Origin of the sequence: Marinimicrobium sp. C2-29 (genome assembly GCF_038419845.1) — a bacterium.
Classification (GTDB): Bacteria; Pseudomonadota; Gammaproteobacteria; order Pseudomonadales; family Cellvibrionaceae; genus Marinimicrobium.
Genome location: NZ_JBCAQT010000002.1, coordinates 213,414 through 238,673, shown reverse-complemented (window position 1 = coordinate 238,673; position 25,260 = coordinate 213,414). Strand labels below are relative to the sequence as shown.

The following is a 25,260-nucleotide window of genomic DNA, read 5'->3' as shown; positions in this document are numbered from 1 at the left end:
CGCGCTCCCCAACGTGATCATGTCCCCTGATGCAATTTCATTGAGGGAATAAACCTCCAGCTGAGACGTTAACGGATTGAAACCCAACAATCAGGAGTCTTGGCCATGAATAGATTACCCCGTATCGCGTTAACCCTTGCCGCCGTTGTGTCCAGCTTTTCCGCCGTTGCTCAGGAGGGTGGAGCGTCGGATAAAAAGGCCGATTTCAACGTGAAACTCCAGGCCGGCAGTGCCTATGATTCCACGCTTACGATTCCTTCGCTGGACCAGACATCAAGCCAGGGCGACTGGGCGAATGTCCTGTACGGCCGGGTCGGTGGTGAGCTTTACCCCACGGAGCGAATCACTTTGAAAGGCAGTTACAGCCTGTCTTCGCGCCGATATCACGAAGTCAGCGAATTCGATCAGGATCTGGGTATCGCCTCGCTCGATGCCGCCATTGAGCTGGCGGGCATCAATTGGGGCCTGAGCCGTCATGTCGCGGACGCCAAGCTCGCCTCTGACCCCTTGCTGGATCTGACCAAGAACAGCCTCTACGCCGCCAGACTGTTTAGCGGGGGTGTATATGTTCGCGGTGCCTACACCGAAAGCGAAAAACGGTTCGATAACAACCGCGAACGCAATGCGGATGGTGAAGAACTGGCCGGCGATGTTTATTACTTTTTCAATGGTGCACGCAGTTTCTGGTCTTTGGGTGTGAGCCGTGGAGTGGAGCACGCCCGGTCGCCGGCGTTCGACAATACCGCGCTTAAACTGCGCGCCCGCTATTCCCACACAGGCTCGATAGCCGGTCAGGAAAGCAAATTACAACTGGGCTGGCGGTACCAGGATCGGGACTATGACAACGAGGAGTCGCTGCCGGTCACCGACAATGAAACCGGAGAAGGCTTGCCCGGAACCGATGACCCCATGTCACCCACCGGAAACGGCAATCGGCACGACCGCAGTCATGTGGTCGAAGCGGTCTGGACACTCAGTTTTGTGGAGTGGCTGGCGCTGGAAACCAAAGTCGAGCACGGCAACTACCAATCGAACTTCGATGCGGCGGATTATCGGGAAACCGGGGTATCGGCGTTACTGAGTGCGGAGTTCTGAGTCTTGTCGGATCGTTTGCTCACCAGCCCCTTACTCCAGCAGGCCGTGGCCGAAAACCCGGTCGCGGCCTGCCTCCCCCAGATCTTTCGCCTGCCCGGCCAGATACCGCACCACCTCCTCACTCGACGCCCGTTGGTTGGCCAGGGCACAGGCGACATGGGCGGTGACCGTCGGCGCGGCCATGGAGGTGCCACTCTCATGGCCAAACTCCCCATTGCCCCGGGTGGTGCGAACCGACACGCCATGCCCGGCGAAGTCGATGTGCTCGCCGCGGTTGGCCCAGCGGTACACCTGCCCCTCGGCATCCACGGCGGTACTGGCGATCACGCCAGCATAGGCCGCGGGGTATAGCGGCGGGGCGGCGGGGCCCTCATTGCCCGCCGCCGCGACGACAGCGGTGCCCTGTCCAATAATACGCTCCATGGCGGTGGCGAGTATGCGGTTATCGGGCCCCGTCAGGCTCATATTGATCACGCTCACCTGCTGCTCGGTCAGCCATTCCAGGCCCGACACCAGATGCATCATGGTGGCGCCCTGGGCATATTGGTTGCGGCTGTAGAACACAGAGGCGTTATAGAGCGTCGCCCCCGGCAAGCGCGCGGGCGTCTCGTCAATGATCCCCAGCATCAGACCGGCCACCGCCGTGCCATGCCCGGTGGGTGGCCCTGTCTCTTCCGCGCCCTCGGGGTCCGGTAAAAAGTTCCGTTCCAGGATGCGGCTGTCGATCAGCCCCGGATGCTCGGTGGCGATGGCGGTATCGACCATGCCCACCTTTACCGCCTGTTCGCACACGGGCTTGCGCGGGCGCTCGGCGGATGCAGAGGATGGCTTGGCGGCCTGGGGGCTGTAGATGTGATTGCGGTCCAGTCGCTCGGCCAGGTCTGCCGGTAAGGCGCTGTGCAGAGCGGCATAGGAGTCCAGCCGTGCCGGCACCCGAAAGCGCACCATGTCCAGCCCCAGAGAGGACAGGCGCTTGCGCTCCAGAATCTCGACATCCAGGCGGGTCAGCAGGGCCAGTTCCCCGGGCGCGAGCATCAGCAGCCACTCGTGTTGCACGGCGCGCCAGCCGTCTTCCACCTCCACGTCCATAAACAGAGTGGCGCCCCGGGAATCGAGTATCGGCAGGGCGCTCGGAAGGGCACCCAGGGGTTCTACCGGTGGGCGCAGGTTGTCCGGGAGCCGGTCCGGTAAAGGGGCCTTGAGCCGGCGCTCCAGGGCACTGGTGACATCGGGGAGGGAGTCCCGGGGCAGGCGTTCTACAGAATCAATGGTGCGATCCACCGTGTCTGTCACCGCTGGCAAACCCAGTTGAGCCTGGGCAAATGTGCCGAGGCCCAGCAGGCAGAACACCAGCGGGCGCCACCTTGTCAGTCCTGCGGGTCTGGGCGGGCGATGAGTGCGGACTTTGGCTTTCATGATTGCTGTTCCGGTGAAGGTGAGCGTCTGGCCCCTGGGCCACCTGTTACTATAACGGGCTCACCCGTTAGTACATTCCCCAGGCAGTGAATAATAGCCTGGGAATAAAAAACCCGCTGGCCCGTTAACAGGGTACAACAGCAAGGTGTTGCCCATGAAAAGTGATTTGACCGAGGTATTGCCTCAACTAAGACGATTTGCCTACTCGCTCACCGGGTCGATGGACGAAGCCGACGACCTGCTACAGAGCACCGTGGAGCGAGCGTTGACCCGTACTGTACCCGAAGGGGTGGAGCTGACGAAGTGGCTGTTCCGGGTTTGCCGGAATTTGTGGATCGACGGCTACCGATCCCGGAAGGTCCGCCAGGAGGCGACCCTGCAGCCTCAACTGCAGGAGCGTGAAATTGTCGATGGGGAGCGGGCCATGTCGAGCGAAGTCGAGCTCGATCAGGTCAGCCGCGCCATGGATAAGCTGCCGGACGACCAGCGCCTGGTGTTGTCGCTGGTGGCGGTCCAGGGCCTGTCCTACAAGGAGGCGGCTGCCACTCTGGAAATACCGGCCGGGACCGTGATGAGCCGCCTGGCCCGCGCCCGAACCGCTCTGATACAAAGCCTGAACTTACCCGTAGCGAGGACCCGCTCATGAACATCAACGATGAAACCCTGTCGGCCTTCCTGGACGGCGAACTGACCCCGGCCGAAATGGAGCAGGTTCGCACCCGGCTGGCCGAAGATCCGGCCCTGGCCGACCGTCTGGCGGAGCTGAGCGCCGTGGATAAACTTGTCAGCGAGCGCGCCCACGCCATTGATGGGCGGCCATTGCCGAGTGGCATTCAACAGATGCTGGCGGAGGACGAGGCCGAGCCCAAGTCCGCCGAGGTCATCGCCTTTCCCCTGTGGCGCCGGGCCCGTCAGGCGCTGAACGCACAAACCGGAATGGCGGCCGCTGTTGCGCTCGCTCTGGGGTTCGGTCTGGCACAGGTCACCGAAAACTTTGGGAATCCGCAAGCCGACACTTTCCAGCCCATCGCCCAGCGTCTGGAAACGCTGCCCAGCGGCACCAGCGAGGCCCTGCCCGATGGCCGGGAAATTACTCCCCGCCTGACCTTCGTCAACCGGGATGGTCAGCACTGCCGTCAGTATCGGGTCACTGGAGAGGGTGAGCGGTCGGAGAACATTGCTTGCCGGACCCGACAGGCCGATACCGACTGGGAGCAACTGGCCAGTATTCGACAGCGGGCCGCGGAGTCCGGTAGCTATCAGACCGCCAGCGGTGGCTCTTTGCTGGACAGCGCGCTGGACCAGATGATGGCCGGCGGCATCATTGAGCCGGAGCAGGAAAAGCAATTGATCGAGCGCGATTGGCAGCCGTCGCCATAGGCCATCCGGTCAATCGTTAAAGCCATTAACCAGACAAGAGCGAGACAATATATGAAAAAGCCAATGACAGCCCTGATGATGGTTTTGTTGATCAGTGCCTGTGCGGCCCCGGTCTACCAGCCGGCCAAAAGCGGCGGCTACGGCTACCGGGAAAGCCAGATTGCCGATAACCGCTACCGCGTGTCGTTCAGGATGCGCGGCGACAAGCGCTTCGAAGCCATGGACTACGCCCTGCTGCGCGCCTCCGAACTGACCCTGATGGCGGACTACGACTGGTTTGTGGTTGTCGACAGGCAGGTGGACGGTACGAGGGAGGAGTCGGGAAGCAAAGTGAGTGCCCGCCGAACCCGGAACACGGAGCGCCACTGCGGCCTGCTTGGCTGCACCACTGACTCCAGCCCCAGCACCGCTTACGGGGCCGAGATCAGCTCGGGCAATCGATCAGAGCAGGAAGTGATTCTGGAAATCCGCCTGGGTAAGGGCGTACGTCCCACGGAAGGCGACAGCTACGACGCACTGGAAGTGCGGGACAATTTGCGCAAGCGTGTAGAGTAGGGAAGAGTAGGGCGGTCAGTGCTCTTGCTGGAATTGTCTACATTTAAAAATGTTGGCATTTAATGACGTTCAGACGAGGGAATTGAGATGACTAGCGAGGGCACAAACGAGACTCCAGAACAACAACATGAAGACGAGGAAACGCTCAGACGGGAGCGCCACGAGTTGCTTCAACGTCTGGAGGGCTGGCTGGAAGCACCCATGCTGGTGCTTGCGTTCGTGTGGCTGGTGCTGTTGGTCCTGGAACTGGTTCGGGGCGAAATCCTGCTGTTCTATTTTCTGGGAACGGCCATCTGGGTCGTATTCATCATCGACTTCGTTGCGAAGTTGGTCCTCGCCCCGGACAGAATCGTTTACCTCAAGCGCAACTGGCTGACGGCTATTTCGTTACTGCTCCCCGCACTGCGCATTTTCCGGTTGTTCCGTTTACTTCGCCTGGCCAGAGCGGCTCGGGGATTGCGCCTGGTTCGCGTGGTCAGTTCGCTCAACCGCGGGATGAAGGCGTTGGGCGCGAGTCTGAGCCGCCGGGGGTTCGGTTATGTCATTGCCCTGACCCTCCTGGTGACCGTCGCCGGGGCGGCCGGGATGTTTGCCCTGGAGAACAAGGTGCCCGGCGGTCCGCACAGCTTTGGTGAATCACTCTGGTGGACCGCCATGATCATGACCACGATGGGTTCGGAATACTGGCCAAAGACAGTGGAGGGACGTGTGCTGTGCGTCTTTCTCTCGCTCTATGCCTTCGGTGTATTCGGGTATGTGACCGCTGCGCTTGCCACCTTCTTTGTCGGGCGGGATGCCGATAGTAACGAGGCTGAGCTGGCTGGCGCCAGACAATTGGCGGCCCTCCAGGGTGAAGTTGCCGCCTTACGCGATGAGATCCGGGCGCTGTCGCGCAATTGACGCCGTGATCCGCTGTAAGTAATCGGTCCTGACCGTTCGTTACCGTACAGACGGAAGTCGACTGTTAATGGTAAAGCTCGCTGAACTCGTATTTGTGAAGAACTTCGAGTGTCGTAAGGGATTTTGCGTAAACACTCTCCGACGTCTCATTCCCCGGGGCAGCATCGACCGAACAACCGGTAGCCAGCAGCGTCTGTACACGCTGGTGGGGTTATCCCGGATATTGACGACTTAGGAGCCACGCCAGTAGCTAATGGAGGCCTATTGCTATGAAGCTGGCCCAATTTATCCAGACGAAAATGGAACAGCAGCTTGAAGACTGGGAAGAAGCCGCGCTGGAAATCGCTCCACAATTGAAAGGCGAAGCCAACCGCGCCCTGAGGGATCATGCCCGTTCGATGCTGAAGTTCATTTCTCAAGACCTCGTTACCTCCCGGACCAGGAAAGAGTCGATGCGCAAGGCCCTTGGCAAAGGCAAGGCCCCTGCTTCGGACGCCGGAGGAGAGCATGGCATAGACCGTCTCAGGCAGGGTATGTCCATGCTTCAGATGGTACAGGAACTCCGGGCCCTGCGGGCTCGGGTCGCCTGGTCCTGGAGCGATGAACAGCAAAGCTTCACCGCAAATGACATCGAGCAACTGCTGCGCTTCAATGAGGCCGTCGACGAGTTGATTATCAGCTCGATCTCAAGCTTTTCAGCCCTTAAATATCAGGAAACGCGCTTGATCGAAACCATGCTGAAGGCCTCCCTTGATCCCGCCGCCATATTCGATTTCACTGGGAAGCACCTGTTTCTCAATACGGCGATGGCTGATCTGGTCAATGCGCCTCAACGGGACATTATTGGCAAAACCCCGCTTGAGCTGGGCCTGGATGGGGCCACAGAGTTGCTCGATGCGATCACTGTAACTGTTACCTCGGGGCAAACTCAGCGCAGGGAATTCCATCACTGTTTACCTTCAGGCCGAGAGCAGTATTTTGACTGCCAATTTGTTCCCGTTTTTAATGACCGGAACGAAGTTGAAGCGGTCGTCAAAACGTCCCGGGACATCACTGAGCGCAAACAGACTGACGAAGAAGTATGGCGAAACGCCAATTTTGATTCGCTCACCGGCATTCCCAACCGACGGCTGTTCCTTGACCGGCTGGAGCAGACCTTGCTGGAGGCCAAACGAATGAACAGCTCCTTTGGCTTACTGTTCATCGACCTGGACCGTTTCAAGCAAGCCAACGACCAGCTCGGTCACGAGGCCGGTGACCGCCTTCTGGCGCAGGTGGCCGAACGGATAAGCACCAATGTCCGGGCCATGGACACAGTGGCCCGTCTCGGCGGAGACGAATTCACCCTGATCCTGAAGGAAACCGGCAAGGATGGTGCGAAGGAAGCCGCCAAGACAATTCTGACCAGTCTCGAAAGGGCGTTTGACGTTGATTCTCATCGGGTACACATTTCCGGTAGTATCGGCCTGACCCTATTCCCTGTTGACGGCCAGGATGCCGACCAGCTGATGCACAATGCCGATCACGCCATGTACGCGGCCAAAGCGCAGGGAGGCCAACAGGTCAAGAGCTACGAGCCCCGGATGGCGCAGAGCGAATCAGAGCATATGCGGTTGAACAGGGAGCTGGATGATGCCCTCAGATCTAACCAGCTGGAGTTATACTACCAGCCTGTAATCGACATCCGCACTGGTGCCATATCCTCTGCGGAAGCTTTGCTTCGATGGCATCATCCCTACAGGGGGCTGTTGACGCCGGCCGACTTTCTCAGCGTCACTGAACAAAGCGGTATGACGGATAGCATCAACGCCTACGTCCTGGAACAGGCGGTGAGCCACTCGCTCAGGTGGCGCGACCAGCGTGGCGAGGCCTTTCCGATCAGTATCAACGAATCACCCGCGTCCTTTTTTACCCGGACCCTTGTTGAAGAATGGCGAGCGCGGCTGAAACAAGTGGGTCTCGATGAAAGCCGGATCACCATGGAACTGACCCCGGCCTCCCTCAACAACATTCGTGCCTCCGGGTTCAATCCAGTCAAAAGCATGGGTTTGACAGGTCTGCGACTACACTTGGCAATCGACGATTTTGGTATCGAACCGTTCTCCCTATTGGCTCTCCAGGAGTTCAAGGTAGACAGTGTCAAGGTAGACAGAGAGCTGATCAAGGACGCCGGTCAGGGCGGCGATGCCGATCGCATACTGAAGGCCATAATCGCTATGGCTCACGCGATCAACGTCCAGGTGGTTGGTGTTGGCGTCAAAAAAGACGAACAATTGCAATTTCTTTCCCGTGCCGGCTGCGACTATGCTCAGGGCTACCTGTTCTCCGAGCCCCTTCGCCAGGAAGATTTTGAGGCGTTGCTAAGCCGGGGCCGTCAGGAAAAGCCTTCCTGAAGGCCACTTTAATCTTGCCCTTCAGCCCGGCGGTTGCTAGAGTGCTGCCCATCTGTCCCCGGCTGTTTTTTCGCACCGTGCGGGAACGAACCTCCCTATTCCTGATCCAACTCCGGCAGTCATTTCCGATTGTCGCTTAAAACCGAGTTTAACCATGCTGAAACACTTTCGTGGCGCGTTTTCCAACGATCTGTCGATCGATCTTGGTACCGCGAACACTCTGATTTATATGCGAGGCCACGGCATCGTCCTGGACGAGCCGTCGGTGGTCGCCATTCGCCACCATAACGATCGCAAAATGGTGGAGGCTGTGGGCCACGAGGCCAAGCGCATGCTGGGCCGGACGCCCGGCAACATCACCGCCATTCGTCCTCTGAAAGACGGCGTCATTGCCGATTTTCAGGTGACCGAAAAAATGCTTCAGTACTTCATTAAAAAAGTGCACGAATCCAATTGGCTTCAGCCCAGTCCGCGGGTGTTGATCAGCGTCCCCTGTCTGTCTACTGAAGTAGAAAAGCGCGCCATCCGTGAATCCGCGATGGGTGCCGGTGCGCGCGAAGTACGCCTGATCGAGGAGCCCATGGCCGCGGCGATCGGGGCCGGACTGAATGTATCCGACGCGCACGGCTCCATGGTCGTCGACATCGGGGGCGGAACCACCGAAATCGCCGTCATCTCACTCAACGGGATTGTCTATTCCAACTCGGTCCGCGTCGGCGGTGACCGGTTCGATGAGGCCATCGTCAATTACGTGCGTCGTCACTACGGCAGCATCATCGGCTACGCCACGGCCGAGCGTATCAAGCTCGAACTGGGCTGTGCGTTTCCCGGCAGCGAGTTGCGCGAGATCGACGTTCGCGGTCGCAACCTGGCCGAAGGCGTGCCGCGCAGCTTTACCCTGAACAGCGATGAAATCCTGGAGGCTTTGAAAGAGCCCCTGGCGGGCATTGTCCAGGTCGTCAAAAGCGCCCTGGAACAGGCACCGCCCGAGCTCGCGGCGGATATTGCCGACAGCGGTGTGGTCCTCACCGGTGGTGGTGCCCTGTTGCGGGGGATTGATGAGTTGCTGTCCGATGCGACCGGGGTCCCGGTGCTGGTGGCAGAGCAGCCGCTGTTCTGTGTCGCCATGGGCGGCGGACGGGCGATGGAATTGATGGATAAGGGCAAGATGGATCTGCTGTCTTCCTGATCGATTCCGGCTCTAGCTACCGGCACCCGACATTAAAAAACCGGCCTTCCAGGGCCGGTTTTTTAATGGTGGCCTGTGAGTGGCCAGTGGCGTCAACCGATCACTGGCACAGTGACTGTCCAGCGGCGTCCTGTCCGCAGGCCAGCTCGAGCTCAAAGTGCTCGCCATCGGTAATGTCGGGGTAGGCTGAAAATTCACTGGCGTGTGAACCGTCTTCACCCGCCACCCTGATGAATACCCACTCCTGTTGTGCGCCCATGCCATTGGGGAAGTCGACGGTTCTTATCTCGCCCACGGGAACGTCTTCCAGCATTGCCACGGTGCCCCGACCTTCTCGCAGCACTTCAATTTCACAGACGCTGGCGGAGGTATCCTGACCGTTGATGCAGCTCACATCGATACTTTCGGGGGCCGGGCCCTGGACGGTTTCCTGATCGAGAACGACAGTCTGGCTGGTGACCAGTGCGCTCTGGGCGCTACCTTCGAGCAGCATGAACTGGCCGTCCTGCGAGTAGGCACCGTTGGAGGTGGCGGACCAGTGCACCAGGGTGGCTTCGGCGGGTACCGGAACCGTGCTTTCGCCCGTGAACAGCGAGTGAGAAGCGATGAAGGGGCTGTCGTTGGGGATTTCAGCGACAATCTCCAGGGTGCAGGGAATGGCGGCGCCAGTGGTGCCGGCACAGGTCACCTCCACGTCTTCAATGGGTGTGGTGTCCAGCGCAATAACCACCGCTTCGCTGGCGTCTGATGTGGCGCTGCCTTCGGCCAGAACATTCTGTTGGTTGAACGAGATCGGACCGGGGACTTCAGCGGACCAGGTCAGAGTGCTGTTCTGATCAATACCGGACCAGTTGGTGGCGATGGTGCCGCCCTGGGCGGGGAGGGTCTGCGTCAGGGTTTCGTTGCCGTCGGTCATGGCCACCTCACAGTCAACACCGGTACCGTCGGGCAGTTCACAGCGGACGTTGTTCTCGGTGGTGGGCTCTTCGAGTTCGATGATCACATCGCCGGACATGTCCGAGGTGTGCTCACCCAGCAGGCCGCCCAGTGAGGTGGCAAACCAGTCGATGGTGGCGCTGTTGGGCATGTTGACAATGGTAGTGCCGGTTTCGGCCACCTGGCCGTTGCGGGTAAAGGTGGAACCGTCATCCAGGGTGATGTCGGCAGTCACGGCACAGGGTACGGCGCTGTCATCCAGGAGCCGACATTCAACATTGATACTGCCGCCATTTTCGAACTTGAAATCCCAGTTCCAGGTGGAGAAGTGACTGACCTCCGCGTGTACCGCCAGGCCTACGGGAGAGGTGGCGGAGGCGACCACGGTACCCAGCGTGCTGTCGTCCTCGATCCAGACGCCCTGGTCTTCATCGAAGTGCCACATGGGGATGGTGCTGCCCACCCTCAGCGCCTCGTTGTTGATGCTGTCATGGGGCAGGTCCATCTGAATCTCGGCCGTGGCGCCCGGCGCCAATTGCAGGTAGTCACCGTCGTCATTGTGAACATCCACGGTGATCATGCCGGCACTGATCAGCTCGGCCTCGGCCCCGCCGGCGTCCAGCGCCTGGCCGTTGCCCAGCATGGCGTTGAGCTCGCCGTTGGCGATATCCCAGGGCGTCACCTGGACACTGGCGCTGCCATCGGCCGGTTCACCATCGGGGGTCACAAAGGCGTTGGCCGGAAAGGTGATTCTGGCTCCCAGGTCGTTGGCGCTGAGGGTACGCGCCTCCTCGATGGCATCAAGGTTCAATGTCTGCTTCACGCGCATCAGCCGAATCGGGGTGATGCTGTCCTCCTCGGCCGGCACCTTGATCGACTGGCTGATGTAACCCTCCATGCGGGTCTGGACCACGACCTCATCACTGGAAGGAATCGTGAAACTGACGCTACCGCCCTCGTCGCTGTCCAGAGTTTCCTCATCCAGGGTGATGCTCGCGCCCTCAAGGCGGGCACCGTCGTGGCTTTGCACATTGAAATCCAGATCCACCTCGGTGACTGGAGTGGGGTCGTCTGTGTTGCCATTGTCATCGTTGGCGCCCGGGCCGTTGCTGTTGCTTCCGCCGCAGGCGATCAGAGCGCTGGTAAGCAGCGCCAGAGACAGGGCTTTGAGGCCTGTGTGGGTGTATTGGGCTCGACTGTTCATGACGTTATCCTCTTCGCACAGTTTGAAAAATGGGTGTTTCCGAAGAGGTAGTCGTCGAGCTCACTCCCCAGGTTCATTTTATTTTATTCTTTTAGCCTGGTTGCGAATCAGGGGGGTTAAAGAGGTCTACTCCGAAATCGGACATCTGAATGGCGTTCGGCTCCTGATACGACTGAGTGAAACCGGCGTGATACCCAGGTACCGGGCCACGTCAGTCTGTGAGAGGCGTTGTATCAACTCCGGCTCCCGTTTACAAAGCAACCGATATCGTTGTTCCGCAGACAGGCAAAGAAGCTCATATTCCCTCCGCTCTTTCTTCATGGCGACCTGTAAAAGCAACGAACTGAATGCGCTGGAAAACTCTGCATCCTCCTTGATTACGGCCAACAATCGGTCACCAGGAACTTCCAGAAAGCGGCTGTTTTCAACGGTTATCAAGTTAAACGGGCTGGGACTCCCGGCAACAATCACCTGCATACTGGCGATACACTCATTCTCGCGGATGAAGGATTTGATGAACTCCTTGCCATCGATGGTTTCGTAATAGGCCTTGGCCATTCCCTGACAGAATATAAAAAAGTGGTCTGAAAGGTCCCCCTGTCGAAATAAAAAAGTGCCCTTGGCTGCGTAGCGTTCGCTACCCAACCCACTGATCCTCTCAAGGAGGCCGCCTTCAATCATCGGGTTAACCCCTCTATTCAATCAACGAGACCCGCAGGAATAAAATTCGCTCCAGGCGTTATGTGCATGCTCGACCAAATCGCAATAGTACCAAGGTTAGCTTATCCGGTGGATTCAACAAGAAAAACGCGGATTGTCGCAAATAACAACATTGCACTTAACATGGGTTAATGCCTCGGGGAGGGCACCGGTTATACAATTGATGTCAATCGCGGCGGATCAGGAGCCATCAATCATGCAATTGAAAGAAAGGACGATTCTGATTACAGGGGGAACCTCGGGTATCGGGAAGGAGATGGTCGCGCAACTGGCACCGGTCAATAAAACCATTATTGTCATTGCGACAAACCCTGTGAAGTTAGATGAACTAAAACGCAATTACAGAAATGTCGTTACGTATCAGTGTTCAATTGACAGGAAAACGGAAGTTGAAGAAACCATCGGGGATATCCTTGAGCGTTACAAAGACCTGGCCGTGGTGGTGAACAACGCCGGTATTCAAATGACACCGATGCTCCATGAAAAAGAATTCAGCTTTGACAGTATCGAGACCGAAGTGGCGATCAACCTGACCGCGCAAATCTGGATATCCGCCCTGACGCTCGGGCACTTTCTGGATCTGGAAGGGCCGGCTGCCTACATCAATGTAACGTCTGGCCTGGGCCTGTATCCGAAAAAGTACTCGACCGTTTATTGTGCTACCAAGGCGGGGCTGCTCAGCTTCACCCGAAGTTTTCGTTATCAGCTGGAAACAACGTCCATCAAGGCACATGCCGCGATTCTGCCCCTGGTCGAAACGCCCATGACCGAGGGGCGCGGTAAGGGGAAAATTTCCGCAAGGCGGGCAGTGTCAGAGATCATTAAAGGGGTGGAGAAAGGCAAGGACGATATTTATGTGGGTAAAACCAAATGGATGCCAACGCTCTCGCGCATAAGCCCGACACTGATGGCCACCATAATGAAAGGCGCCTGATCTTCATCGAAAAAAGGTTCAGACCCATGAAACCACTCATTACTGTCGCCCTGGTTCTGGCCACTCTGTTCGCCTCCACATTCCTGATGGTAACGACAACCGGTGTTCTGACGGTGGAGGGAATAGAAGCCGGCCTGAAGGCCGCTTCGGAAGTCAATGCCATTTACGTCGTTATCGGGATCGTGGCGCTGCTTCTGGCGGATATTTTTATGGCGGTGCCGACGCTCACGATTGCCATCTTGTCCGGCTATTTTCTGGGCTTTGGATTGGGCGCATTCAGCTCGACGCTCGGAATGGCTTCAGCGGGCGTTACCGGTTACGCGTTATGTCGACTTTATGGTCCCGGATTGCTGAAGAAAATATACCCGGAATCACACAAACGCGAAGAAATGCAAAGCCTGTTCAATCAGCACGGCAGTACCCTGTTATTGATCTGTCGGGCCATGCCGATACTCCCGGAGGTGTCCTGTTGCATGGCAGGCGCTAACCGTATGCCTTTTGTCCGGTTCTTTGCTTGCTATATGGTGTCCACTTTACCTTACGCCAGCATTGCCGCCTTTGCGGGCTCCCGCAGCAGTCTCGATAGTCCCCAGCCAGCCATTTATGCGGCCATTGGTCTGGCACTGTTTTTCTGGACGGCGTGGGCCGTCTTTATTCGAAGAACCCGGGCCAGCGAGGGGCGTCTCGAGAGCTGACCGCGCTTTGCTTGCGCACCACTTGTTATCATGTAGACTATAAGAGGTCATAATAATTCTGGAGAAGCGCACGTGAGTCCGATCAAACCCCTGTTACTGGCCGGCGCCCTGCTGGCAACCCTCCCGTCCTTTGTTCACGCCGAGGTCCGTCTGCCCCAATGGATCAGCGACGGGGTGGTGCTGCAACGCGATACTCCGGTCCCGGTCTGGGGCTGGGCCGATCCGGATGAAGCCGTCACCCTGACGTTCCAGGGCGAGCGCTATCAGACCCGGGCGAATGAGGAGGGACGCTGGGAGGTGACTCTGCCCGAGCTGAAGGCCGGCGGGCCTTACGAAATGCACATTCGCGCCGAGAATGAGATTAGGCTCGACGATGTATTGGTGGGCGATGTCTGGCTCGCCTCCGGCCAGTCCAATATGGAACTGCCCATGGGTCGGGTCGAGCCGATGTTCGGGGCGGAAATCGAGCAGGCCGATCACCCCAGGATCCGCTATTTCGAGGTGCCGGATCGTTACCAGTTCAAACACCCGGAGCAGGATCTGGAAGGGGGGCAGTGGCTGAGCATCACCCCCGACAACATTCGCCAGATATCCGCCGTGGGTTACTTCTTTGCCCGCGACCTGCAGGCGGAGTACGAGGTGCCCATCGGCATCATCAACGCCGCGCTCGGCGGTTCACCGGCTGAATCCTGGTTGAGTGCAGAAGCGCTCAAAGCTTTCCCGGAGCACCTGAAGGAAGCCCGGCGCTTTCAGGACGATGCGCGGGTGGCCGAGATCATCGAGAGTGATCAGGCCCGTTCGAACGCCTGGTACCAGCAGCGCGACGAGAAAGACAAAGGCTTCAAAGACGGTGAATTTCTCTGGGCCGATCCCGCCCTGGACCACAGCGACTGGGACACCGTTGAGATGCCCGGCTACTGGCCTGAAGAGGACGAACCTGTTGTCAATGGCGTCTGGTGGTTGCGCAAAACCATCGAGGTGCCCGAAGACTGGGCCGGCCAGCCCGCCATGCTCGTTCTCGGGCGCATGGTCGATGCCGACACCACCTTTCTCAATGGCGAACCGGTGGGGGAAACCACCTACCAGTACCCGCCGCGTCGCTATCGTCTGCCCGAAGGCGTGCTCAAGGCGGGAGAAAACACCATCGCCATCCGGCTGACCAACAATCAGGGTCGGGCCGGCTTCTTTTATGACAAGGATTACCAGCTCGAATGGCAGGGCGACACCATCGATCTGACCGGCGAGTGGCATCGGCGCCAGGGCGCCGAACTGCCGGCGCTGGAACCCCAGACCTTCGTCCGCTGGAAACCACTCGGACTCTACAATGGCATGATCGCCCCCCTCACCGATTACCCGCTCAAGGGCGTGATCTGGTACCAGGGCGAGTCCAATGTGGGCCGGGCCGAGGAGTACGCCGAGCTGTTCCCCGCGCTGATCAACAACTGGCGCGACAAATGGGATCAGGAGGATCTGCCGTTCCTCTTTGTCCAGCTGGCCAACTTCCTCGAGGCCCGCGAGCAACCCGGCGACAGCGACTGGGCCCGCCTGCGCGAGGCCCAGCTCACCACCCTGAACACCCCCCATACCGGCATGGCGGTGGCCATCGATGTAGGGGAGTGGAACGACATCCACCCGCTCGACAAGAAAACCGTGGGTGAACGCCTGGCCCAATCGGCCCGGGCGGTAGCGTACGGAGAGTCGGATGGAGAGCCGGACGCGGTCGGTTCAGGACCGATCTACCAGAGCATGAAAGTGAAAGGCAAACGGGTGCACCTGCGCTTCGACGCCGTGGGTTCGGGGCTGGCCAGCTGTGATGGCGAGCCGCTGCAGCAATTTGCCATTGCCGGGGAAGACCGCGATTTTGTCTGGGCCGAGGCCAAAATCAGGGGCAACCAGGTCCGGGTCTGGAGCGATGACGTGCGCAACCCCAAGGCGGTGCGCTACGCCTGGGCCGATAACCCCGAGGGCGCCAACCTGTGCAATCGTGAAGGGCTGCCCGCCTCGCCGTTTCGCACCGACGACTGGTAACGACGGCCATTAAAAACATGGCCCGCTAGTCCACGGGCAGGGCCGTGCTTTTGATCGGTGACTTCAACACAAAAGAGGACTGGACGCCGCTGACCCCTTCAATGCGGGTGAGCTTCTGCAGCAGAAACTGCTGGTAGGCGTCCATGTCCCGCACAATCACCTTCAGGACATAGTCGGCGGACTGGCCGGTGATCAGGTGGCATTCGAGGACTTCCGGGTACTGGGCAATCGTCTGCTCAAAGGCTTCAAAGCGGTCCGGAGTGTGCTTGTCCATACTGATCTGGATAAAGGCCATCAGATTCAGCCCCAGCTCCCGAGCATTGAGCAATGCCACATAGCCGTCGATCAATCCCTGCTCCTCCATCTGCCGGACCCGTCGCAGGCAGGGGGAAGGGGAGAGGTTGATGGCCTCGGCCAACTCCTGATTGGAAATCCGCCCGCGTTTTTGCAGGGTTTCCAGGATCATACGGTCATAGCGATCGAGCGTGTGTTGCATGGTTTGTCCCCACCCGTAGGGTGGGCTCTGCCCACCTTCTAAGTAGAAAATAACTTATATTTCAATAATAAACTGTATTCAGCAATTATATGCCATAACAGCGAGATTTTCAGCCATCTTAGCAATTTAATGCCGCGCCCGAGCCCCTATACTGTGTTCACTGCCTGAGTTTGAGTGAGGTTTTGGGCCACAAGCCCTGTTGTGACCGGACAGTGGAACATCATCACAAGTGATACTCCGCTACCGACAAAACGCCCGGTTTACCCCGCCGGCACCGTCCAACCACCTCAATCCGGGCACTCACACAAGACGACGTTTTGGAGCCGAACCATGATTGCCAACCCCGCCAGTAAGTACCAGCGCTTTGAGCCGATTCAATTGCCCGACCGGCAGTGGCCCAATCGCGTGCTGGACACGCCGCCCATCTGGATGAGCACCGACCTGCGCGATGGCAATCAGGCGCTGATCGACCCCATGAACGTCGACACCAAAATGCGCATGTTCAAGGCGCTGGTGGCGATCGGCTTCAAAGAGATCGAAGTGGGTTTCCCGTCGGCCTCGGATACCGATTTCAACTTTGTGCGCCGCCTGATTGAAGAAAATCAGGTGCCCGACGATGTCACCATCGAGGTGCTCACCCAGGCGCGCCAGGATCTGATCCAACGCACCGTGGAGTCGCTCAAGGGCGCGCGCCGGGCCATCGTACACATGTACAACCCGGTGGCGCCGGCCTTCCGCAAAATCGTGTACAAGACCGACAAGGCCGGCGTTAAAGCCATTGCCGAGCAGGGCACCCGCTGGGTCAAGGAAATGACCGAGGCCTACCCGGAGACCGAGTGGGTCTATCAGTACTCGCCCGAGGTGTTCTCCAGCACCGAGGTGGAGTTTGCCAAAGAGGTGTGTGATGCCGTGACCGCCATCTGGCAGCCCACGCCCGAGCGCAAGATCATTTTCAATCTGCCGGCCACTGTGGAGATGTCCACGCCCAACACCTATGCCGACCAGATCGAGTGGATGCACCGCAACCTGAACAACCGCGAGAGCATCGTGCTCAGCGTGCACCCACACAACGACCGGGGCACCGCCGTGGCCGCGGCCGAGCTGGCGATGATGGCCGGCGCCGACCGGGTGGAAGGCTGCCTGTTCGGCAACGGCGAGCGCACCGGCAATGTCGACCTGGTGACCCTGGCGCTCAACTTCTACTCCCAGGGCGTGCATCCGGGGCTGGATTTCACTGACATTGATCAGGTGCGCCAGTTGGCGGAGGAGTGCACCCAGCTCCCGGTCCATCCGCGCCACCCCTACGCGGGCGAGCTGGTCTTCACCGCCTTTTCCGGTTCGCATCAGGACGCGATCAAAAAGGGCTTTGCCGTGCAGGACCCCGAAGGCCTCTGGGAAGTGCCCTATCTGCCGCTGGACCCGGCGGACCTTAACCGCAGCTATGACGCCGTGGTCCGGGTCAACAGCCAGTCGGGCAAGGGCGGTGTGAGCTTTCTGCTCCAGCAGCAGGCCGGGTTTGAGCTGCCGCGCCGGCTGCAGATCGAGTTCAGCGGTGTGGTGCAGAAAGTCAGCGATCAGACCGGAAAAGAGGTCAACAGCGCCGATATCTACAAACTGTTCGACTCGGAGTATCTGCAGGTGGATGCCCCTTACCGCTACAACAGCAGCCGGGTCAGCGATGGCGAAGGCGATGAGGTCAGCACCCTGATTCTGGGCCAGTACCAGGGGCGGGAAGTGGAGCTGGCCGGCAAGGGTAACGGCCCCATCGATGCGGCGGCCAAGGCCCTGGGTGAGCACGCCGGCGAGACCATCACGGTGGTGGACTACCACGAGCACGGCCTGGGCGCCGGTTCGGATGTGGCGGCCGTCTGCTACGTGGAGGTCAAGGTGGGTGAGCACAAACCGGTGTTTGGTGTGGGGCAGGACAAAAACATCGTCGCCGCCGCCATCAAGGCGTTGATCAACGGCGTCAATCGCGACCTCGCTTCAGCGGCCTAAGCTGAGCTCGCCGGTCTGCCCTCTTTTGGGGCAGGCCGGCGATTTTCCTTCCTGTTTATCCCCTCTTTGCCCTCTCTTTATCCCGTTATGTCCCCGTGACACGTCCTCCAGCGTCCTGAATATCGCCCTTTGTGTTGATATTTGTGCCAACCCGGCCGCTAACCTCACTTTTTTAATAATTTCCTCTTTGCTAATGGGGTTTTCTTATGCGATGATCTGATGGACGCAATCATTTGCGCCCGGTGACGCCCTGTGTCATCGACAATAACGAGAGTCCCAAAAGCTCGAGCTAAAAAGTTCAACCTGAAGAACTCAACCTAGAGTCAAAAAACTCTAAAACAACACACAGTTCTAACAATAAGCCATTGAGGGAGTTAGAGAATGAAAGCATACCAACTGAGCCCACTAGCCCTGGCCTTGGCGGCTGCCGCTATGCCAGCTGCCTACGCCCAAGACAATGAACCCGCGCTGGAAGAGGTCGTGGTGACCGGCTTCCGTCAGAGTCTGGAGCGCGCTCTGGACATAAAACGTGATTCCGCCAACAACGTTGAAAGCATCGTGGCGGAAGACATGGGTAAAATGCCCGACCTGAACCTCGCCGAGTCCCTGCAGCGGGTTCCCGGTGTGGCCATCAACCGCGAGGGCGGTGAGGGTCGCCAGATCACGGTCCGCGGCCTGAGCCCCGACTTTACCCGCAGTACCCTGAACGGTATGGAAGTGCCCGGCAGTGCCGGTGGTCTGGATTCGTCCGGCGGTGTGAACCGCGGCCGCTCCATGGACTTCAACATCTTTGCTTCCGAGCTGTTCAACCGCATCGACATCCACAAGTCGCCCAAAGCGTCGGTGGAAGAGGGTGGTCTGGCCAGTACTGTGGAGCTGCACACCGCCAAGCCGTTTGACAGCCCCGGGCTGAACATGAGCGCCAGTGCCCAGGCGACCGTCGACAATGTGGCCAGCGAAACCGACCCGCGCGTCGCGGCGCTGATCAGCAACACCTTTATGGACGACACCTTCGGGGCCCTGTTCTCGATTGCGCACTCCACCCGCACCGTGCGCCAGGAAGGTTTTGGTACCGTACGCTGGACCTCGCCTTTCGCCAACGGCGACCGCGGCTGGGCGGATACCAGTGGTACCGACGTCAATGGCACACCCAATCCGAGCGCCAACCATCCGGAATTTGAAGCCGGTGATGATCCGCTCGACTATATGTGGCATCCACGCTTGCCGCGTATGGACTACTTTGGCAACACCCAGGACCGCACCGGTGCCACCGCGTCCTTCCAGTTCCGTCCCAACGATCGGCTTGAACTCGGCCTGGATATGCTCGCCTCACAACTGGAAAACGATCGTGAGTCTTACAACTACTTCGCCCAGTTCCGTAACCTCCAGGACACCATTACTCCCACCAGCGTAACGCTGGATGACGAGGGTCGTCGGATGATCGCGGGCAGCTTTGACAATGTTCAGCCGCGCTCGGAAAGTCGCGGTCAGTTCTCCGAGACCAGCTTCTTTCAGACGGTTTTCTCCGGTCAATACGACCTGACTGACCAGACCTCTCTGAGCTTCATGGTCGGTAATGCCACCTCTGAGCACGACGAAGAGCAGTACCGTTTCAACCTGACCGCCAGCGATCCGTCCAGCTTCTCGTTCGATTTCACCGAGAACAAGAACATCGCGGAAATGAGCTACGGCTTCGATATCCTGGATGAGGATGCCTACCAGTTCAGCGGCCCGGTGTTGCGCAAAGACGTTGTCGAGCGTGACAACAACACTTTCCGTGTCGATCTGGAAAGCCACCAGGGTGGCGCCACCTTCAAAACCGGCTTTATCTACAATGTCCGCGAGGTGGATTCGCTGCGTTACAACCCCACCGAGGGCACGGTTGAAGCGCCGGACTCTCCGGCGGGTCTGACCACCACGATGGAAGGCATTGGCATCAATGACTTTGCTACCGGTCTGGACGCGCCGGACGGCTTCCCCAAAAACTGGCTCATCGCCCACTTTGACAACACCATTGAAGCCTATGGTGCGGGTCAATTCACTCCGGCCCCGGTTGATTCGGCTTCCTGGAATGTGGAAGAAGAAACCATGGGTATCTATGGTGAAGTCGACTTTGAAGCCGAAGTGTTTGATCGTCCTCTGCGGGTGAATACCGGCCTGCGTATTGCCCGGACCATGATGACCTCCGAGGGTGCGACTGAGGATCCCGATTCAGGCGACGCGATTGCCCTGACCGGCGAGAACAACTATACCGACGTTCTCCCGTCCACCAACATCGTGTGGGAAATCGCTCCCGACCTGCTCCTGCGGGCCAACCTCTCGCGCAACCTGACCCGCCCGGGACTGGGTAGCCTGTCGCCCACCGTGACCAGTGTCACGGCGCTGAACGGCAACATCAGCCGCGGTAACCCGAACCTGGATCCGATTCGTGCCAGTGCGGTTGATATCGGCGTTGAGTGGTACTTCGACAACGAGGCGCTGTTGGCCGCTACGGTCTTCCACAAAGACATCGAGAGCTTTATCAGCGGTGACGAAGTGGAAGGTCCGCTCAGTCCGCAACTGCGTGAAATCGTCGCCCTGCAGCCGGCTTATGACCCCGATTCGCCGCAGTTTGAAGAGAGCGCGGTGCCCATTGATGGCAGTGACTGGTTTGTCTCCCAGCCCATCAATGGTGACGGTGCCCAGCTTGAAGGTGTGGAGCTGGCGTATCAGCAACCGTTCACCTTCCTGCCCGAGCCCTTCGACAATCTGGGTGTGATCGCCAACTACACCTACGTCGACTCGGAAGCGCGCTTTGGGTCGGTTGTCAGTCGTCTGCCCGGCTTGTCCAAGAACAGCTACAATTTCACGCTGTACTACGAGACGGACCGTTACGGCATTCGCGGATCGGTCAATGGCCGAAATGACTACATTACCGATCCAAGCGGCAGCAACGGCAATGCTCAACACGCCACTACCGGCCCGACCCGTCTGGACATGTCCGCCTTCTACAACATCACGGATGATCTGAAAATCACCCTCGAAGGCATCAACATGACCAACGAAACCGAGCGCCTGTACACCACGGGGCCGACCGGCGATATGGACCTGGTGCGTGAGTACAATACCACCGGACGTGAGGTCTACCTGGGTCTGCGTTACAACTACTAACCCTCGGCTACTCGCCCTCGGGCGAACAGGCTGAAGCCTTATTGCGCCATCTCCTCTGGGGATGGCGCTTTTTTTCGCCTATGGTAAAGACGCTTTTATTGCCGTTGGGGGGTCGGCTAATATGAATCGCAAAATAATGTGAGAAAGACAATAACCAATAAAACGTAAATAAAATAATTGAGGTGAGAGAGATGTTTGGACGAGACTGGTATCAACCCCTGTTGTTTGTGTTTGCGTTGTGGCTTCCCGCTCCGCTTGCGGCCGCCCCCAGCTCCGAGGCGGTTGAGGATACGATGAAACAGGCCTCCCGCTTCATGCGCGAGGAGGTCAGTTACCGGGGTGGCTACCTCTGGTCCTATCTGCCGGATTTTTCCCGGATGTGGGGCGAGCTGGAAGCCAAGCGGACGATGATCTGGATTCAACCGCCCGGAACGGCGACGGTGGGGCATCTGTATCTGGATGCGTTCAATGCCACGGACGATGACTTCTACTACAGTGCCGCCGAAGAGGTGGCCGGTGCCCTGATCTGGGCGCAGCACCCCAGCGGTGGCTGGAACTATCTGGCAGATTATGCCGGGGAAGAGTCGCTCAAGGAGTGGTATGACACAGTGGGCAAAAACGCCTGGCGGCTGGAGGAGTTCCACCACTATTATGGCAACGCCACCTTTGACGATGCGGGCACCATGGAGGCGGCCAAGTTCCTGTTGCGCCTCTATATGGTCAAGCGCGACCCCAAGTACCGCCCGGCGCTGGATCGGGCCATTGATTTTGTGTTGGACAGTCAGTACCCGATAGGCGGATGGCCCCAGCGCTATCCGCTGCGGGACGACTATGTGAAAGAGGGGCGGCCGGACTATACCCCTTTCATCACTTTTAACGACGATGTGGCCCAGGAAAATATCGAATTTCTGCTGCTGTGCTACCAGGCGCTGGGTCGCTCGGATGTGCGCGAGCCGGTCATTCGGGCCATGAACACCTTTCTGGTGACTCAGGTGGGGCCTCCCCAGCCGGGCTGGGGAATGCAGTACACGCTGGAGCTGAAGCCAGCCGGTGCGCGTGGCTATGAGCCCAACTCGCTCTCCTCGAGCACCACGGCCGCCAATGTTTCCCAGTTGATCAACTTCTATCGGCTCACCGGCGAGACCAAATTTCTGGCGCCGATTCCGGCGGCGCTGGACTGGTTGGATGAGATCCGGCTGCCCGAGAGCGAGCAGGCCGGTAACCGTACTCATCCGACATTTGTCGAGCTGGGTACCGACCGCACGCTCTATGTCCACCGCCGGGGCTCCAATGCCGTCAATGGTGAGTATTACGTGGATTACGACCCCGACAATACCCTGGCGCATTATCGCTCTACACGACACGTGGACGTCGAAGGCCTGCGGCATCAGTATGAGCAGGTGCTTCAGCTATCCAAGGCCGAGGCGACGGCGGGCTCCCCCTTGCTCGAGCCCCAGAGCGCCGAGCTGCCCCCGTACTTTACGCTGGGCAATGTCAGTGTCTCGGACCTGAACACCCGCTCTCAGCCCTCGCCCGAGACCGGCGATCTGGAGCGGGACGCCGAGCGTCTGCTGGAGGCACTGAACGACGAGGGTTACTGGCCCACGCCGCTGCGCTACACCTCCAACGCCTATCGTGGACCGGCACCCGAGACCGTTGCCGAAGGGAATTTCGGGGCGCGCAACGTGGGGGATGCCTGGGATACCTCCCCCTACCGCGCCGAAGAGCCGGCGATGGGGATATCCACCGGGGCGTTCATCAAGAATATGGGGGTTCTGATCCGCTACTTGGAGAGCCGGGAATAAACCCGGTTTTTTACTTTCCGCTTACACCCACTCGTCCGACGCTATGGCGTTTCCCCGAAGAGCGTAACGCTACACCACGCAACGGGCCATAGCTGTCTGACCGGATAACCCTGAAAACTTTCTGACAGAGGTACTGATATGAAAATCGAACATTTCGCTTACAACGTGGCCGATCCGGTCGCTGTCGCTGACTGGTATGTGGCAAATCTGGGAATGAGTGTTGCGCGCAGAATGGAAAGTGGACCCCGTACTCATTTTCTGAAGGATTCCAGTGGTCAGGTCATGATCGAGGTTTACAACAATCCACCGGATGAAGTGCCTCCCTATGCTGACATGAACCCGCTTATTCTGCATCTGGCCTTCGTATGTGACAACCCTGAATCAAAACGTGCCGAGCTTGAGAAAGTGGGGGCGAGTTTTGTCGAGGAGGTAAGGCTGGACGATGGTTCTCACCTGGTAATGATGCGCGATCCGTTTGGCTTCAGCATTCAGTTATGTAAACGTGGTGAGCCTATGCTGTAATAAGGAGTTCCTGCTGTAAGGGCTAAAGCTGAACGGCCCGCCTGGCTTTGAGCAGGTCAGTAAAGCAGAAATACCCCGGGAGACGTATCTCCCGGGGTGTTGATGGCTGAAACGCCCCTGGCCTGCTTACTTTCCAGCTTGGCCTTTACACGGCGATCAGGGCAGTGCCCGATACTCCAGATTACTGAAGCGTACGCTACCTTCCCCGGAGGCATAAATGGCCGGGCGCAGGCTCATGAAGCCGTAGGCCACATTGTGATGGTAACCGGAGGTTTCCATCTGCGTGGGGTATTTGATCCAGGTTTCGCCCCCGTCGGTGCTGTGGTGGATGGTCATGATGTGACGATCATTGGTGATACGCATGCGCAGGCGGTTCTCCATGCCCTCGGGTTTGGGGCTGGTGCGCTGGTCCATGCCGTAGCGGTGCAGGACGAAGGTGTCCTTGTTGACGCCGACACCGGCGTACAGTTTGTCGTTGTAGAACAGCAGGGCGCCGGCCTGGGCGCCGTCATCGAACTCGATATCCACTTCAAACTGGTAGGCCTGATCGCCGGCAATGAAAGTCAGCGGCGAGGTGTTGCTGGGCGAATCGCCCTTGGCTTCCAGCTCCAGGATGCCGGCCTCATGGTCATAGCTGACCCGTTCGTTCTCGGTGACATCACCGCGGAAGAAGCTGTACTGGATACCGAATTTGTTCTCGCTGAAATCGTCCGACAGCGGTATGCCGTGGGTCACCGCCTCGCCGCCTTCGGGTTTGGGGATGGGTTGGCTCATGTCGTAACCCCGGCTCACCAGCCAGTTGTCATCGGTCCACTCCACCGGCTCCATCAGCGTCTGCCGGCCCAGGGTGTAAAAGCCGTTCTCGTAGCCGTGGTACATCATGTACCAGTCCCCATCGGTGGGGCCTTCCACCAGAGTGGCGTGACCGCGCGACCACCATTTTTCCGCGGCGCTCTCGGTGCGCACAATCGGGTTGTGGGGCGAGTCTTCCCAGGGGCCATGAATGGATTTTGAACGGGCGTGAATCACCATGTGTCCGGTGGGCGGCCCGGCCGTGCCGCCTACGGCGGTGATCATATGATAGTAGCCGCCGTGCTGCATGATCTTGGGGCCCTCCTGGCAGTCGCATTCCACATCCCAGTGCTCGGGATAGTCCCAGGCGTCGTACACCTTTTCCATCTCACCGGTGATGCTCAGGCCGTCATCGGACAGGGGTACGCGATAGCCGGCGGAGAGAAACAGATAGCGTTTGCCGTCTTCGCCCACGGCGTGGCCCGGGTCGATCAGATCATTGTCCAGCGCCACCGGTTCGGACCAGGGCCCCTCGATGTTATCGGCGTGGACCACGTAGATGTTGTTGTTGCCCGGGAATTTCGCCGGAATGTACAGGTAGTAGCGGCCCTCGTGTTTGGTCAGCTCCGGTGCCCAGATGCTGCCCACGTACTTTGTGAGTGCGGGCCCCACCGGCTCCCAGTTCACCAGGTCTCTGGAGTGCCAGATGGTGAGGGCGGGGTAAGCCTCGAAGGAGGAGAAGGTCATGTAGTAGTCGTCGCCGTCCTTGAGAATGCTCGGGTCCGGGCGATCGCCTGACAGGATCGGGTTCAGGTAAGTGCCGTCGCCCAGGTCTGCCTGGCGCTGGCCTTCATGGGTCATCGCCCAGGTCTGGCAATTCTGGATATAGGGGTTGCCCAGATGGGGGGAGCAGTCGTCTTTCTGGGGTTGAGTCTGGAGACGGTCGGGGTCGGGGGCCGAGGTGCAGGCGCTGACGAGCAGTGCCAGACCGGCCGTTTTGAGCCAGTGTGCCATAGGTTGATCTCTCTCATTGTCCCGGCGTGGACGCCGGT

The 25,260-nt window shown here is 58.9% G+C and carries 19 protein-coding genes; 14 read left to right on the top strand and 5 right to left on the bottom strand.

Annotated features, from left to right (window positions below; all coding sequences use genetic code 11):
• The first annotated feature begins 105 nt into the window (after positions 1 to 105).
• Positions 106 to 1,095 carry a hypothetical protein gene (locus tag AAE484_RS02960; RefSeq protein ID WP_341936842.1) on the top strand — a complete coding sequence of 330 codons (990 nt, stop codon included), beginning with the start codon at positions 106 to 108 and terminating at the stop codon, positions 1,093 to 1,095.
• A 30-nt stretch (positions 1,096 to 1,125) separates the two neighbouring features.
• On the opposite strand, the gene AAE484_RS02955 is transcribed toward AAE484_RS02960, so the two are convergent.
• On the bottom strand, positions 1,126 to 2,511 hold the full coding sequence (locus AAE484_RS02955; RefSeq protein WP_341936841.1) for a S8 family serine peptidase: 1,386 nt from the start codon (positions 2,509 to 2,511) through the stop codon (positions 1,126 to 1,128).
• A 154-nt stretch (positions 2,512 to 2,665) separates the two neighbouring features.
• Between AAE484_RS02955 and AAE484_RS02950 the strand changes: the two genes are divergently transcribed.
• The 6 genes from AAE484_RS02950 to AAE484_RS02925 all read left to right on the top strand — a co-directional run bounded on the left by AAE484_RS02950 (position 2,666) and on the right by AAE484_RS02925 (position 8,928).
• The gene (locus AAE484_RS02950) at positions 2,666 to 3,157 is read left to right on the top strand and encodes an RNA polymerase sigma factor (protein ID WP_341936840.1); all 492 of its coding nucleotides are present in this window, start codon (positions 2,666 to 2,668) and stop codon (positions 3,155 to 3,157) included.
• On the top strand, positions 3,154 to 3,891 hold the full coding sequence (locus tag AAE484_RS02945) for an anti-sigma factor family protein (RefSeq protein ID WP_341936839.1): 738 nt from the start codon (positions 3,154 to 3,156) through the stop codon (positions 3,889 to 3,891). The genes AAE484_RS02950 and AAE484_RS02945 overlap by 4 nt, the downstream gene beginning before the upstream one ends.
• A 51-nt stretch (positions 3,892 to 3,942) precedes the next feature.
• Positions 3,943 to 4,446 carry a CC0125/CC1285 family lipoprotein gene (locus AAE484_RS02940; RefSeq protein WP_341936838.1) on the top strand — a complete coding sequence of 168 codons (504 nt, stop codon included), beginning with the start codon at positions 3,943 to 3,945 and terminating at the stop codon, positions 4,444 to 4,446.
• An 87-nt stretch (positions 4,447 to 4,533) separates the two neighbouring features.
• Positions 4,534 to 5,346 (top strand): potassium channel family protein, encoded by an 813-nt coding sequence (locus AAE484_RS02935; RefSeq protein WP_341936837.1) that lies wholly within the window; start codon positions 4,534 to 4,536, stop codon positions 5,344 to 5,346.
• A gap of 269 nt (positions 5,347 to 5,615) precedes the next feature.
• Positions 5,616 to 7,739, top strand: a complete 2,124-nt coding sequence (locus AAE484_RS02930; RefSeq protein WP_341936836.1) for a putative bifunctional diguanylate cyclase/phosphodiesterase — start codon at positions 5,616 to 5,618, stop codon at positions 7,737 to 7,739.
• Between the two features lie 154 nt (positions 7,740 to 7,893).
• Positions 7,894 to 8,928, top strand: coding sequence for a rod shape-determining protein (locus AAE484_RS02925; RefSeq protein ID WP_341936835.1), 1,035 nt, complete (start codon positions 7,894 to 7,896; stop codon positions 8,926 to 8,928).
• A gap of 100 nt (positions 8,929 to 9,028) precedes the next feature.
• On the opposite strand, the gene AAE484_RS02920 is transcribed toward AAE484_RS02925, so the two are convergent.
• Positions 9,029 to 11,068, bottom strand: coding sequence for a hypothetical protein (locus AAE484_RS02920; RefSeq protein ID WP_341936834.1), 2,040 nt, complete (start codon positions 11,066 to 11,068; stop codon positions 9,029 to 9,031).
• Between the two features lie 126 nt (positions 11,069 to 11,194).
• The gene (locus AAE484_RS02915) at positions 11,195 to 11,749 is read right to left on the bottom strand and encodes a Crp/Fnr family transcriptional regulator (RefSeq protein ID WP_341936833.1); all 555 of its coding nucleotides are present in this window, start codon (positions 11,747 to 11,749) and stop codon (positions 11,195 to 11,197) included.
• Positions 11,750 to 11,984: 235 nt separating this feature from the next.
• On the opposite strand from AAE484_RS02915, the gene AAE484_RS02910 reads away from it, so the two are divergent.
• The 3 genes from AAE484_RS02910 to AAE484_RS02900 all read left to right on the top strand — a co-directional run bounded on the left by AAE484_RS02910 (position 11,985) and on the right by AAE484_RS02900 (position 15,445).
• The gene (locus AAE484_RS02910; RefSeq protein WP_341936832.1) at positions 11,985 to 12,722 is read left to right on the top strand and encodes an SDR family NAD(P)-dependent oxidoreductase; all 738 of its coding nucleotides are present in this window, start codon (positions 11,985 to 11,987) and stop codon (positions 12,720 to 12,722) included.
• A complete protein-coding gene (locus AAE484_RS02905; protein WP_341936831.1) occupies positions 12,659 to 13,417 on the top strand; it encodes a TVP38/TMEM64 family protein in 759 nt (252 codons plus the stop codon). The genes AAE484_RS02910 and AAE484_RS02905 overlap by 64 nt, the downstream gene beginning before the upstream one ends.
• 72 nt (positions 13,418 to 13,489) lie before the next feature.
• The gene (locus AAE484_RS02900) at positions 13,490 to 15,445 is read left to right on the top strand and encodes a sialate O-acetylesterase (RefSeq protein ID WP_341936830.1); all 1,956 of its coding nucleotides are present in this window, start codon (positions 13,490 to 13,492) and stop codon (positions 15,443 to 15,445) included.
• Between the two features lie 25 nt (positions 15,446 to 15,470).
• On the opposite strand, the gene AAE484_RS02895 is transcribed toward AAE484_RS02900, so the two are convergent.
• A complete protein-coding gene (locus AAE484_RS02895; protein ID WP_341936829.1) occupies positions 15,471 to 15,941 on the bottom strand; it encodes an Lrp/AsnC family transcriptional regulator in 471 nt (156 codons plus the stop codon).
• 330 nt (positions 15,942 to 16,271) lie between these two features.
• On the opposite strand from AAE484_RS02895, the gene leuA reads away from it, so the two are divergent.
• From leuA to AAE484_RS02875, 4 genes are all read left to right on the top strand, one after another.
• Positions 16,272 to 17,939 (top strand): 2-isopropylmalate synthase, encoded by a 1,668-nt coding sequence (gene leuA, locus AAE484_RS02890; RefSeq protein ID WP_341936828.1) that lies wholly within the window; start codon positions 16,272 to 16,274, stop codon positions 17,937 to 17,939.
• A gap of 381 nt (positions 17,940 to 18,320) precedes the next feature.
• On the top strand, positions 18,321 to 21,089 hold the full coding sequence (locus AAE484_RS02885) for a TonB-dependent receptor (RefSeq protein ID WP_341936827.1): 2,769 nt from the start codon (positions 18,321 to 18,323) through the stop codon (positions 21,087 to 21,089).
• A 191-nt stretch (positions 21,090 to 21,280) separates the two neighbouring features.
• A complete protein-coding gene (locus AAE484_RS02880; RefSeq protein WP_341936826.1) occupies positions 21,281 to 22,894 on the top strand; it encodes a pectate lyase in 1,614 nt (537 codons plus the stop codon).
• 138 nt (positions 22,895 to 23,032) lie between these two features.
• On the top strand, positions 23,033 to 23,416 hold the full coding sequence (locus tag AAE484_RS02875; protein ID WP_341936825.1) for a VOC family protein: 384 nt from the start codon (positions 23,033 to 23,035) through the stop codon (positions 23,414 to 23,416).
• Between the two features lie 156 nt (positions 23,417 to 23,572).
• Here the strand turns inward: AAE484_RS02875 and AAE484_RS02870 are convergent, their stop codons facing one another.
• Positions 23,573 to 25,222 carry a family 43 glycosylhydrolase gene (locus AAE484_RS02870; RefSeq protein ID WP_341936824.1) on the bottom strand — a complete coding sequence of 550 codons (1,650 nt, stop codon included), beginning with the start codon at positions 25,220 to 25,222 and terminating at the stop codon, positions 23,573 to 23,575.
• Positions 25,223 to 25,260 lie beyond the last annotated feature (38 nt).